Annotated in this window: 10 protein-coding genes, 1 tRNA gene and 1 pseudogene; 5 read left to right on the forward strand and 7 right to left on the reverse strand. The window is 57.9% G+C overall.

Features of this window, described 5'->3' with window-relative positions:
* Entirely contained in the window at nt 1-423 is a 423-nt protein-coding gene (locus AC2FGE_RS12565; RefSeq protein WP_496819545.1) for a hypothetical protein, read from the reverse strand.
* A gap of 162 nt (nt 424-585) precedes the next feature.
* Between AC2FGE_RS12565 and AC2FGE_RS12570 the strand changes: the two genes are divergently transcribed.
* Both AC2FGE_RS12570 and AC2FGE_RS12575 read left to right on the forward strand, forming a co-directional pair.
* Nucleotides 586-1653 (forward strand): NAD(P)/FAD-dependent oxidoreductase, encoded by a 1068-nt coding sequence (locus AC2FGE_RS12570; protein WP_496819546.1) that lies wholly within the window; start codon nt 586-588, stop codon nt 1651-1653.
* Nucleotides 1650-2303 carry a DUF938 domain-containing protein gene (locus AC2FGE_RS12575; protein ID WP_496819547.1) on the forward strand — a complete coding sequence of 218 codons (654 nt, stop codon included), beginning with the start codon at nt 1650-1652 and terminating at the stop codon, nt 2301-2303. The genes AC2FGE_RS12570 and AC2FGE_RS12575 overlap by 4 nt, the downstream gene beginning before the upstream one ends.
* 267 nt (nt 2304-2570) lie before the next feature.
* Here AC2FGE_RS12575 and AC2FGE_RS12580 read toward each other — a convergent pair whose 3' ends face one another.
* The 5 genes from AC2FGE_RS12580 to AC2FGE_RS12600 all read right to left on the reverse strand — a co-directional run bounded on the left by AC2FGE_RS12580 (nt 2571) and on the right by AC2FGE_RS12600 (nt 10026).
* The gene (locus AC2FGE_RS12580; RefSeq protein WP_496819548.1) at nt 2571-5078 is read right to left on the reverse strand and encodes a GcvT family protein; all 2508 of its coding nucleotides are present in this window, start codon (nt 5076-5078) and stop codon (nt 2571-2573) included.
* 160 nt (nt 5079-5238) lie between these two features.
* Nucleotides 5239-6654, reverse strand: coding sequence for an FAD-binding oxidoreductase (locus tag AC2FGE_RS12585; RefSeq protein WP_496819563.1), 1416 nt, complete (start codon nt 6652-6654; stop codon nt 5239-5241).
* 81 nt (nt 6655-6735) lie between these two features.
* Nucleotides 6736-8529 carry a gamma-glutamyltransferase gene (gene ggt / locus AC2FGE_RS12590; RefSeq protein WP_496819549.1) on the reverse strand — a complete coding sequence of 598 codons (1794 nt, stop codon included), beginning with the start codon at nt 8527-8529 and terminating at the stop codon, nt 6736-6738.
* 102 nt (nt 8530-8631) lie between these two features.
* The gene (locus AC2FGE_RS12595; protein WP_496819550.1) at nt 8632-9021 is read right to left on the reverse strand and encodes a GFA family protein; all 390 of its coding nucleotides are present in this window, start codon (nt 9019-9021) and stop codon (nt 8632-8634) included.
* An 18-nt stretch (nt 9022-9039) separates the two neighbouring features.
* Nucleotides 9040-10026, reverse strand: a complete 987-nt coding sequence (locus AC2FGE_RS12600) for a 2-hydroxyacid dehydrogenase (RefSeq protein WP_496819551.1) — start codon at nt 10024-10026, stop codon at nt 9040-9042.
* Nucleotides 10027-10182: 156 nt separating this feature from the next.
* Between AC2FGE_RS12600 and AC2FGE_RS12605 the strand changes: the two genes are divergently transcribed.
* The 3 genes from AC2FGE_RS12605 (at nt 10183) to AC2FGE_RS12615 (ending at nt 11947) form a co-directional block, all read left to right on the forward strand.
* On the forward strand, nt 10183-10686 hold the full coding sequence (locus tag AC2FGE_RS12605; protein WP_496819552.1) for an SH3 domain-containing protein: 504 nt from the start codon (nt 10183-10185) through the stop codon (nt 10684-10686).
* A 102-nt stretch (nt 10687-10788) separates the two neighbouring features.
* Nucleotides 10789-11778: an NADPH:quinone reductase gene (locus AC2FGE_RS12610; protein ID WP_496819553.1), complete on the forward strand. Its 990-nt coding sequence runs from the start codon at nt 10789-10791 to the stop codon at nt 11776-11778.
* 94 nt (nt 11779-11872) lie between these two features.
* Nucleotides 11873-11947, forward strand: a tRNA-Gln gene (locus AC2FGE_RS12615).
* Between the two features lie 448 nt (nt 11948-12395).
* Here AC2FGE_RS12615 and AC2FGE_RS12620 read toward each other — a convergent pair.
* Nucleotides 12396-12800: pseudogene (locus AC2FGE_RS12620) on the reverse strand (hypothetical protein); the annotation flags it as partial.

Genomic DNA, 12800 nt, shown 5'->3' on the forward strand with positions numbered 1-12800 from the left:
CTACTGCTCCTGCGTTTCTGTGGGTTCTGCGACGGGTGTTTCGGATTGCACTGCCTCGGGCACAACGTCCGGCACCGGTGACCGCCCCAAAGATCGAATGGCATCCGCGATATTCTTCATCGGCGTTGCAAAATCCGGGAACTGGAACCCTGCGACCAATATGGCCGCAATCCAGAACAATCCATTATGTGTGAAAAGGGCAAGCAGCGCCAAAATTCCCACCAACTGGAACTGAGGGTGGTTGTTTTCATGCGCCATTTTTTCCGGAACCGAATGCAGAGTCAGATACCCCACACCAATCAGAACCACGATAATCACAAAGAACACGACCATGGCTGAGAACAGATAATCGCTCCCGTCAGCTGCGACGACATATCGGGGGATATGTCCTGTGGCCATTGGATGAAGATCCGCTGCAGTCACTGTGCCCTCCTTTTCATTTTGATACTTCTTTGACCGGGTTGAAGCACAAATTCAAGGCTGCTTATAGTCAATGGAACTGACAACGAGACGCGTTGGAACTTAAGGAGCGCCCATGAATTCCCCCAAGCCCGCAATTGCCCCACCTTTGTCAGGAAGCAAAGAATGATCGATTTCCTTGTCATCGGCGGCGGGATCGCCGGGCTGAGCGCGGGTGCAAGGCTGTCCGCGCACGGGTCGGTTACCGTGCTCGAAGCCGAAGATGGGCTGGGCTATCACGCCTCGGGTCGATCCGCAGCTTTGTTCGAGGAAAACTACGGCCCTCCATCCGTGGTCGCGTTAAACCAGGCAGGCAGTCAGTTTCTAAAGGAAGGCGGCTATCTGCAAAAACGCGGCTTGATGCTGGTCGCAGGCACTGATCAGCACGATATGTTCAAGGCAGACCTCAACAGCCTGGATATGCAAGAGATATCGGTTGAGCATGCGCGCAGCCTGATCCCGATCCTGCATCCAAAACGTCTGGCCTATGCCGGGATCAGCCACGACGCCTTTGACATCGACACTGACCGCCTCCTGCAGGATTTTGCTCGCACCATTCGCAAGAATGGCGGCCGCGTTCACACCAAATCCCGGGTGACCGCCATTGCCAAAACCATCAACTGGCAGGTCGAAGCGCAAGATGTATTTGAAGCACGGCACGTGATCAACGCAGCCGGCGCCTGGGCGGATGAGATCGCATTGCTGGCGGGAATGGAATCAATCGGCCTGCAACCTCGCCGCCGGTCAATGGCGCGTATACCGGCGCCGGGCGGGCATGATGTTTCAGCCTGGCCAATGATGATTGGCGCAGGCGAGACCTGGTATGCCAAACCGGATGCGGGGAAGTTGCTTGTGTCTCCGGCGGATGCCGACCTGGTTGCCCCGCATGATGCCTATGCCGACGATATGGTGCTGGCCGAAGGCTTGGCCCGCTATGAAGAGATGGTCAGCGAACCCGTAACGCGGGTTGAAACAAACTGGGCCGGTCTGCGTAGTTTTTCACCGGATGGAACTTTGGTCTTGGGTCCTGATCCGCAAGATCGGTCTTTCATCTGGTGTGCCGGCCAAGGCGGATATGGCTTCCAAAGCGCACCTGGCGCGTCTCAGCTTGTTACCGATCTGGTTGTCGGAAACCGACCCGTGTTGGCGCCGACGGTAATCGACATGCTAACACCGGGTCGGCTGCGCGAATGAGCAAACGTATACCGCCCCTCAATGCCAGCGTCGCCGAGCCTTCTGCCGATGGCAAACTGGTTGCACCCGCTGCCAGCCGAAATGCGGCGGTCCTGTGTCGCTTGATTGCGCATTGGGCACCGTCTCAGGGGCAGGCCATGGAAATCGCCAGCGGGACCGGCCAACATATTTGCGCTTTTGCGCAGGAGCTTCCCCAGCTGTCTTGGCAGCCGACAGAGATCGACGCGGATCGGCGTAAGAGTATAGATGCTTATGCAACCGATCACCCGAACATTCAGCCCGCCCTATATTTGGACGCCGCCGCCTTTGGATGGCATGAGCAAGTTGAGCCCAAAGACCTGATCGTTTTGATCAACCTTCTACATCTGATCAGTTGGGAAGAAACCGTCACGCTTGTCTCAGAGACAGCCAAGACGCTTTCATCAGGGGGCAGATTTATTCTCTACGGCCCTTTCATGCGGGATGGGGTTTTGACAAGTGATGGCGACCTGCGGTTTCACGACGCGCTTATTCAGCAGGATCCCGAGGTTGGGTATAAAAATGATTCCGATATCAAGCGCTTGTTTGCAGCGAATGGCCTGGACCTTATTGAAGTGACACAGATGCCGGCCAACAACCTTGCTTTCATCTCTCGGGCACTGGCCAAGTGATCTAGCTGATCACTTTGAAAACCTGCTGATGCAGGCTTGCCTCCGGCGGAGGTATTTTTGAACAGAAGAAGTAACGGATCGTTAACCCCGATCGGTGAAGCTCGCTCTGCGGTACAGGCGGAGGCGCCGATGACCGCAACAGGAGAAGGCCCCCCTGAGAAAAACAAAGGGGGGCTGGATCTTGGCCCTACCCCCCGCTTCTTCTGTTTGAAAATACCTCCGCCGGAGGCATGGGGCGCTAAAGGCGACCCATTTTTCTGCGTCCGCTCAGCCGTCCTTGCGGATGGTTTCGTTCTTCGGGTCATAGGGGCTGTCGCAGGTGACGACCGCATCCCAAAGCTTGTCCTGAATTTTGACCTGCAGCTTGGTACCTTCGACCGCCAGATCAGGCTTCACATAGCCCATACCGATAGATTTCTCGAAGGCGACCGAGTAGCCACCCGAGGTCAGACGACCCACACGCTCACCTTCCGGTGTGTACAGCGCCTCGCGGCCCCACGGATCGGCATCGTCCGGTCCGTCGATCAGCAGGGTGCAGCATTTCACGCGCACACCGGTCTCTTCCAACTTGGCCTTGCCGTAGAAGTCTTTCGACAGGTCGACAAAGCGCGGCAGATCAGCTTCCAGCGGGGTTGCATCGCGGCCCAGTTCGGTACCAAACGCACGATAGGATTTCTCCTGCCGCAGCCAGTTTTGGGCGCGGGCGCCAACCAGCTTCATACCGTACTTCTCACCGGCTTTTTCCAGCAGGTCGAACAGGTAGTTCTGCATCTCAATTGGGTGGTGCAGTTCCCAACCCAACTCACCGGTATAGGCCACGCGGATCGCGTTAACCGGGCACATGCCCAGTTCGATCTGACGGGCCGACAGCCAGGGGAAGCGCTTGTTGGACAGAGCGGTTTCCGGATCGGCGTCTTTGATGACCTCTTTCAGAACGTCACGAGACTTGGGCCCGGCGATGGCGAAGACGCCCCACTGGGTGGTCACGTCTTGGATCTCGATGTAACCGAACTCCTCCATCTTGTCCTCGGCCGCCTTGCGCAGATAGTCGGCGTCGTACTCGGTCCAGGCACCGGCCGAAACGATGTAGTAGTTGTTCTCACCATTGCGGACGATGGTGTATTCGGTGCGGGTGGTGCCGTGCGAGGTCAGTGCGTAGGTCAGGTTGATACGACCGACCTTGGGCAGTTTATTGCAGGTAAACCAATCCAGGAACTGGGTGGCACCGGGGCCTTTGACGACATGCTTGGTGAAGGCCGACGCATCGATCAGGCCCACGCCTTCGCGGATCGCCTTGGCTTCTTCGACAGCGTATTGCCACCAACCACCGCGACGGAACGAGCGGTTTTCCTTGTCGAAGTTGTCCGGTACATCCAGCGGGCCAAAATAGTTCGGACGTTCCCAGCCATTCACCCAGCCGAACTGAGCACCGCGGGCCTTCTGGCGATCATAAACCGGAACAGTCCGCAGGGGACGGCAAGCTTCACGCTCTTCATCGGGGTGGTGCAGGATGTAGACGTGCTCATAACACTCTTCGTTCTTGCGAGCCGCGAACTCGGTGGTCATCCAGTTGCTGCTGTAGCGTTTGGGGTCCAGCGAGGCCATGTCGATCTCAGCTTCGCCATCGACCATCATTTGCGCCAGATAATAACCAGTGCCGCCTGCTGCGGTGATGCCGAACGAGAAACCCTCGGCTAGCCACATATTGCGCAGGCCCGGAGCGGGACCGACCAGCGGGTTGCCATCAGGTGTGTAGCAGATCGGGCCGTTGAAATCGTCTTTCAGACCGGACTCGGCGCAGGACGGCACGCGTTCCGCCATTGCCATGTACTGATCCGCGATCCGGTCCAGATCCAGCGGGAACAGATCGGCTCGGAAGCTGTCCGGAACGCCGTGTTCAAACTGCGCAGGCGCGCCATGTTCGTAGATACCCAGAATCCAGCCGCCGCGTTCTTCGCGCGCGTAGGATTCATTGTCGGCGTCACGGACAACGGGGTGCTCCGGGTTGCCCGCTTCACGCCATTTGACCAGTTCGGGGTCTTTGTCCATGACGATGAAGGTATGCTCGACCGGGATCGCGGGCATCTTGATGCCCAGCATCTTGGCGGTGCGTTGCGCGTGGTTGCCCGATGCGGTCACGACATGCTCAGCGGTGATAACCACCTGCCCGTCCGAAGGAATGAGGTTACCGCCCTTCTCAACCATTTTGGTGCACGTGACTTCCCAGTGGGTGCCGTTCCAGTGGAAGGCGTCGGCCTGCATCTTGCGCACGATGTCCACGCCGCGCTGACGGGCCCCTTTGGCCATCGCCTGAGTGACGTCAGCAGGGTTAATGTAGCCGTCTTCGGTGTGGTAAATCGCACCTTTTAGGTCATTGGTCTCGATCAGCGGCCAGCGTTCTTTGATCTGTTCGGGGGTCAACCATTCATAGGCGACATCACAGGTTTCAGCCGTGGATGCATAGAGCATGTATTCATCCATACGCTCCTGCGTCTGTGCCATGCGCAGATTGCCGACCACCGCGAAGCCTGCGTTCAGGCCGGTTTCTTCTTCAAGCGTCTTGTAGAAATCAACCGAGTATTTGTGGATGTGGGTCGTCGCGTAGGACATGTTGAACAGAGGCAGCAGGCCAGCCGCGTGCCAAGTCGAGCCGGAGGTCAGCTCATCCCGTTCAATCAACATCACATCGTCCCAGCCCGCCTTGGCCAGGTGATAGGCAATCGAGGTCCCAACGGCGCCGCCGCCAACAACCAGTGCTTTGACTTGGGTTTTCATAACCGGGCGTCTCCCCTTGAATTCAGTTGACACCATATGGCGCAGTTCAGGGGGACAGCGCGACATTCATCCGACCGGTGATAAGAAAAAAACGACCCGCAGATCAATTCAAGGTCGAAAAACGGCCATCAGCCGCTGCGGCTGAGTCACCAACCGGGCGTCACTGCACTAACCTGCCCGGAACAATCTTTCCGGGGTTCATGATGTCGTCTGGATCCAGCGCAGCTTTGATCGCCGTCATATACTGCGTTGCAGCCCCAAGTTCCTTGACCAGATAGGAACGTTTGCCCTGCCCGATCCCGTGTTCGCCGGTGCAGGTGCCGTCCATCGAAATCGCCAGATCGTTCAGCCAGCTGACAAATTGATCGGCATTGGCAACTTCAGTCTGATTGTCCATGTCGATCAGAGGAAGGGTGTGGAAGTTCCCATCCCCAACATGGCCAACAATCGGGGCGATCAGACCAAGTTCTGCCGCCTTGTCCTGTGCTGCGCCAACCGCTTCGGCCAGCCGAGAGATTGGAACACACACATCTGTTGATATGCCTTGTGCACCAGGGCGCAATTGCAAGCAGGCCCAGTACATATCATGCCGCGCTTGCCATAGCTTGTTGCGTTCTTCGGTGGTGGACGTTGCCGCAAAGTCCACGCCTCCAAATTCGCCTGCGATGTCCCCGAAGGTCGCCGCCTGTTCGGCAGTCCCGTTTTCTGAGCCATGGAATTCGAGCAACAGCAGGGGTGTTTCAGGCAGGTTCAGGCCGGAATAGGCATTGGCTGCGCGCACGGACATCTCGTCCAGCAGTTCGATCCGCGCAACCGGGATGCCGTATTGGATGGTCATCATTACGGCCTGGCAGGCGGCATCAACGCTTGGAAAGGAACAGCGGGCCGAGCTGATCGCCTCGGGGATGCCGTGGAGACGCAGGGTGAGTTCGGTGATGATGCCCAACGTCCCTTCCGCGCCGATCAGCAATCGGGCCAGATCGTAGCCTGCGGATGATTTTTTGGCGCGATTGCCGGTTCGGATCACCTGCCCATCGGGCATGACCGCCTCAAGGCTCAGCACATTGTCCCGCATCGTGCCATAGCGCACCGCATTGGTGCCTGAGGCGCGTGTTGCGGCCATACCGCCAAGCGAGGCATTGGCCCCCGGATCTATTGGGAAAAACAGGCCCTGATCACGCAGATGCGTATTCAGGTCTTCACGGGTTACGCCCGGCTGAACAACGCAATCCAGATCACCAGCGTTGACGGCAAACACCTTGTTCATCTGCATCAGGTCGACGCAAACCCCTCCTGCAGGCGCATTCACGTGACCTTCCAGCGAGGTGCCGGTGCCGAAGGGGATCACGGGCACTTTATGCGTCGCGCAAATAGTGACAATTTCGGACACTTCGGCCGTCGAGGTGGGAAAGACGACCGCATCCGGGCTTTGGTTGGCAATCCAGGTCGTGGTGTGACCATGCTGTTCGCGGATCGCGGCCCCGGTTTGCAACCGGTCGCCAAATCGTTGTTTCAGAACTCCAACTGCGGTTTCAATGCCAGCTTCGTTGCGTGGCAAAGCACTCGCCTGCACCATATCCAACCCCTGTTCGTCAAAAGGCATTCGGGCCTTCTAGCTATGACTAGAAGGCCCGAATGATCCGTACAAGCCCCGAGCTTATTCGCCCAGCGCAATCCCTTCGCGCCGTGGATCCGCACCACCGTTCAGTTGCTCTGATATCTCAATGGCATGCAGCCCCGAGGTCAGATCACGTGGGTTCACCTCAAACCCCAGCGTTGTCAGTGCGTCCACATAGCCCTCGGCTGCGGTGCCCAACTCAACATCATACGTGCCAAACCGGTTGACCAGATGTGGCAGAGACACAGCCTGTTGCACATCCATTCCCCAATCCGCCCAGGCGATAATCGACTTGGCCACATAGCCGATGATCCGACTGCCGCCTGGTGATCCGATTGCCAGAACCGGAGCACCATCCTGCATCACGATGGTGGGGCTCATAGATGAGCGCGGACGCTTGCCGGGCTCTAACCGGTTAGCGATGGGAACACCGTTGGTATGGGTTCTGAACGAGAAATCCGTCAGTTCGTTATTGAGCAGGAAACCGTTGGTCATCAAGCGCGAGCCAAAGCCGTTTTCGATGGTCGTGGTCATCGACAGAACATTGCCATAGCTATCCACAATCGAGATATGCGAGGTCGAGGGCAATTCCAGCGAAACATCATCCGCCCAGTTCGACGCATGATCAAACGCCGGGTTCCCCGGAGCAACCTCGATCAACGCACTATCGGCATTCAGCAGATCGGCGCGTTCAGCCAGATAGGCTGGATCAACCAGACCTTCGGTTGGCATCGGGACAAAATCGCTGTCGGCCATGTACCGACCCCGATCCGCAAAGGCGAGGCGCGAGGCTTCGCCGATCAGCCGCCAGGCTTCAACGCTGTCCGGCCCCATCGCCGCCAGATCATAGCTGTCCAGCATGCCCAGGATTTGCCCAACGGTCAGAGCGCCAGAGGATGGCGGCCCCATGCCACACACCTCGTAAGAGCGATATGTGGCGCAAACGGGTTCACGCTCGATCACTTGATAGAGCGCCAGATCGGTGCCTGACAAAACACCCGGATTCCCCGGGGCAGTTCGAACCGTGTTCACAATCCCTGCCGCAATATCACCGCCATAGAACCCTGCAGCCCCGTCAGCGGCCAGCACCCGCAGCGTTTCGGCATAGTCGGGATTCATCAGCCGATGACCTTGCTGCAACGGTTCACCACCCGGAAGGAAATACTCCGCCGTTGCAGGGAAGCGCGACAAACGCTCGGCGTCGTTGGCAACCAGCGCGGCCAAGCGTGGGGAGACCAGAAACCCTTCGTCCGCCAATCGGATGCCATCGGTAAACAGCCCGGGCCAGGATGACCGCCCCCAGCGGCGATGCGCCTCTTCCAGCAACGCGGGCGTTCCAGGTGTGCCTACAGACAACCCGCCGACAACTGCATCAAAGAATTTGAGAGGCTCACCGTTTTCATCCTGAAACAGTGTTGGCGTTGCTGCCAGCGGCGCAGTTTCGCGCCCGTCCAAAGTGGTCATCTGACCCGAGGCCGCATCGTACCAGACCAAGAAGGCCCCGCCGCCCAGACCGGATGATTGCGGCTCGACCAGTCCCAGAACAACCTGCACCGCAACCATGGCATCCGCGGCTGATCCTCCGGCGCGCAGAACCTTAGCCCCGGCCTCGACCGCCAGTGGATTGGCCGCAGCAACCATCCAGTTCTTGGACTGTACCGGAACGCCAGCCAATTTCGCCTCGACGGCTGCGATGACTTCCTCGGTCAGGGCCTGAACCTGCCCATCGGTCGCGCCCTCGGGTGCAACCGCATCCGCCGTTTCCTGCGCAAAAACGGGCGCAGCAAATGCAAACGCTGAAACGACGAAACCTGAAACTCGTTTGAAACGCATCTTATCCTCCAATTCCACTATTTCTTTCAACACTGTACGTGCGATCAGCAAGCCGCAACTAAAGGTTGAGGTCGCACGCACCAATGGCAGAGTTCCGCCGCATCAGCTCCCATCAATCCAGACCCGATCCCGTTCGTACTGCTCCAAGCCATCCAACGCTGGCAACCAACTTTCGCGGCGGTTGACCCAACATTCATAGCTTGGTTCAAATCGATCAATCTCATCAAAACTGCCCAGGTGCACTTCGACCTCGTCATCTGTTCTGGCGAACACAGGAGAACCACAGACCGGGCAAAAGTAACGCCCTTCATAGCTGCGGGTTTCTCCGCTGATTTTCACGTTTTCCCGAAGGAAAATGGCGGCAGCATAGAACAAAGCGCCATGATGCTTTCGGCAGTCAAGGCAGTGACATAGACCAACCCGAAGCGGCGGGCCCATGGTAGTGACCCGTACAGCGGCACAGCTGCAACCGGCAGTATTAATCTCGGTCACTGGTCTACCTCCAAAACCTCATAGCATCGCGGGAACAACCTGATCTGGCGGGCGGTGCCCGTCTTCAAACGTCTTGATGTTGACGATGACCTTTTCGCCCATCTCAATCCGTCCTTCCAGTGTGGCCGAACCCATATGCGGCAGCAAAACGACATTCGGCAATTGCCGTAAGCGCGGGTTCACATCGGTACCGTTCTCATAGACATCCAGCCCGGCCCCAGCGATCTCGCCCGCGCGGATCATACGGGTCAGGGCGTTTTCATCGACCACTTCACCACGAGAGGTATTCACGATCACGGCCGAGGGTTTCATCAGCTTCAACCGCCGTGCGTTCATCAGGTGAAAGGTTGACGGGGTCGACGGGCAGTTGACCGAGATCACATCCATCCGCGCCACCATCTGGTCCAGGCTTTCCCAATACGTCGCCTCCAGCGCCTGTTCGGTCTCGGGCCGTAGGCGGCGGCGATTGTGATAATGCACCTGCATCCCAAAGGCACTGGCGCGGCGTGCAACCGCCTGCCCGATCCGGCCCATGCCCAGGATACCCAGACGCCGACCACCGATCCGACCGCCCAGAAGGGCCGTTGGCGCCCAGCCGGTCCAATCCCCTTGCTGCATCACACCCAAACCTTCGGGAATGCGCCGTGTGACCGCCAGAATAAGGGCCATCGTCATGTCTGCCGTGTCATCGGTCAGAACACCTGGCGTGTTCGATACCAGGATGCCGCGCTGACGCGCAGTCGCCACATCAATATTGTCGACACCCGCACCATAATTCGCAATCAGGCGCAGCTGATCCCCCGCCTGCCCCAACACGCCGCCATCGATCGTGTCGGTTACGGTCGGCACTAACACATCCGCTTCTTTCACGGCTGCCACAAGATCATCCCGGGTCATGGGCGTATCGTCATCGCGCAAACGGACATCGAACAACTCACTCAGCCGGGTCTCGACCGCCTCAGGCAACCGTCGCGTTACAACAACACTCAGACGTTCTCTTGACACTTCGGCCCTCCCACTGCTTTGCAATCGCGCGCGCTCCGTGGCATCGTGGCTCAGGATAAGGCGGGGCACAAGAACCCGTAACGCATTGAGTCGACCTTTTTTCGAAAGCAGATCAACAGGCACAAGAGCAGGCAGTCAGTGAGTGGTCCTCTACCGGTGAAACGCCGTTGTTTGGCGATCCTAGCCGCGTTCCTCGTAGCGCTCGGCCCCATTGTGGCCGCCGCAGAGGACAATCGCGGCAGGGTGACGAACCTGCCCCTGCCGCGCTATGTCTCGATGAAAGCAGCCGAAGGCAATGTACGCCGGGGTCCGTCGCTGACCCACCGCATTGACTGGGTCTTCAAACGACGCGGGATGCCCCTGCAAATCACCGCAGAATATGGCAACTGGCGCAAGGTTCAGGACCGCGATGGTGCAGGTGGCTGGGTTCACTATGCGCTGCTGTCTGGGGTACGCACGGTGCTAATCGAATCCGAAATGTTGCCCATATATGCCCGGCCCGACCCCAGCGCCCCGATCAACGCCCATTTCGAAACCGGGGTGGTCGCGCGCCTTGGCAGCTGTTCGCTGGACTGGTGCCGAATCTCGGCAGGCGGCTATCGCGGCTGGACGCTGAAGTCGAACCTGTGGGGCGTTGATCCGGCAGAGATCCGGGAATAGCCGGGCTGTTTCCAACTGGTTTAGGCAGGCACTCATCTGGGGAAATCCTCTGGAACTCTAATCCGGTGCGGCTAAGCTACCCCCAAAGTCAGAGGAATCACCGTGAAAGCCATTACCTACTCCGCCTTCGGACCAGCCGCAGACGTGCTTATGCTTGAAGACCTGCCGTCCGAGGTACCGCAGCCCGGAGATGTCACAGTCGATCTGGCTTATTCCGGGGTGAACCCGTCCGACATCAAGGCCCGCGCCGGGGCCAGACCGGGCGTGACCAAACCGCCCTTTCCTAAGATCGTGCCCCATAGCGACGGGGCTGGTGTCATTTCCGCGGTCGGGGACGGCGTGCCCACCGCGCGCATTGGCCAGCGGGTCTGGGTCTGGAACGGCCAGTGGCAGCGCCCCTTTGGGACAGCGGCCACTCAGATCACCCTGCCCGCAGATCAGGCGGTGCCACTGCCCGATTCTGTCTCGTTTCAAACCGGCGCTGTGTTGGGTATCCCCGGGCTGACCGCCAGCCATGCGGTGTTCTCGGGCGGAGAAATCTCAGACCAAGCCGTGCTGATACACGGTGGTGCAGGAACCGTGGGCTACCTAGCCGTTCAACTGGCAAAATGGGGTGGCGCCAAGGTCATCAGCACCGCAAACCCTCGCGATTTTGACAGGGTGAAAGCAGCAGGCGCCGACACGGTGATCGACTATGCCGACGCCGATCTGGCTGAACACATCCTTGATGCAAACAACGGCCAGCTGATAGATTGCATCGTCGATGTCGAGTTCGGCCAGAACGTTGAAACCAACATAGCCGTCATTTCCGAAAACGGCCGCATCAATGCCTTCGGTTCGGCCAAAGATATGACCCCAACACTGCCCTTCTATCCATTGATGTTCAAAGCGGTCACGCTGGAGTTCGTTCTGATCTACCTTCTGCCCCACCAACACCGCGCCGCAGCGATCAAGCGGTTGCACACAGCACTCACGGATGACGCCTTGAATTGCCCCATTCAGGACATCCTACCGCTGGGAGACTGCGCAAAAGCCCACGACCTTGTCCAAGCCGGTCATCGCAGCGGAGCCGTTTTGCTGGAAACGCGATGATACCTGCTACAAAGTTATTTTTTCTCAGGGCTAATTTTTTGCCCAAAAACCTCTTGAACCCCGCCAGCAACAATCGTAGACAGCCGCTCACCGTTGGGGTGTAGCCAAGTGGTAAGGCAGCGGTTTTTGGTACCGTGTATCGTAGGTTCGAATCCTACCACCCCAGCCAGCAAGCCCTTGTAATTAAAACTAAAAAATGATCTCTCAGTATTCGCGCGACTATTCCGCCGGTTAGTTTTGCAGATCTGGAACAGAGACTGCGATTCATGCTCAGATCTGGCCTGAAATAGCCGTTAGTCTCTGTTTGAACTTTCCACGGTACGAGTTTGACACGCATTGATGTAAATTGATGTATCCGGCTTGGCAGCCCAATATTCAATCTGAGACCAGTTGGCAGACTGTGTGCCTTAGATTATTGTCCGACTTGCTCAGCCATGATTTTCCATTAAATCACACACTGAATAATTAGGCGCAGATTGTGGTGTGTTTTCAGAGTCTTAATTTTTGAAGATTTCGGTTGAGACGCGAAGGTGAGCGCAACAATAGCCGATTTCCGGCCGCAGTCTCAGTTCGCGATTCCGACGGTACGAGTTTGGTGTGTTTGGAAAGTCTGTCGATCAGAGCGCAGCGAACTGCTGGCGCTGTTCTGGCCAGATCGCTGGGAAGCCGGACTTGATCAAGTGATCCGTGGTCAGGCCGTCAGGTTGCTCGCCTGCAACGATGGCATCCAGAATGTCAGGCGCCAGCATTGCGAGATCAACCACATCCTGAACGCGGCGTTTGGACGTACCCTCTTCTTCAGCAATCTCAGAAAACGTTCTGCCCGCTACAATCATCGCCAACCACCGGCGCGCCTTGATGATGTTGCGGACAAGTGTCTGATCGATCTCAGAAGGCGGATCGCCAAGATGCAGTTTCAGCTCCACGCCTCTGCGGCGCATCCGGAAACGCGGCAAGTCTGACGCCATTGATGCCGAAGCAATCTGTGAAGCTGTGACGCGCCCCACAATGCGGTTCGTGGC

The organism is Ruegeria sp. YTSA075 (assembly GCF_059610245.1).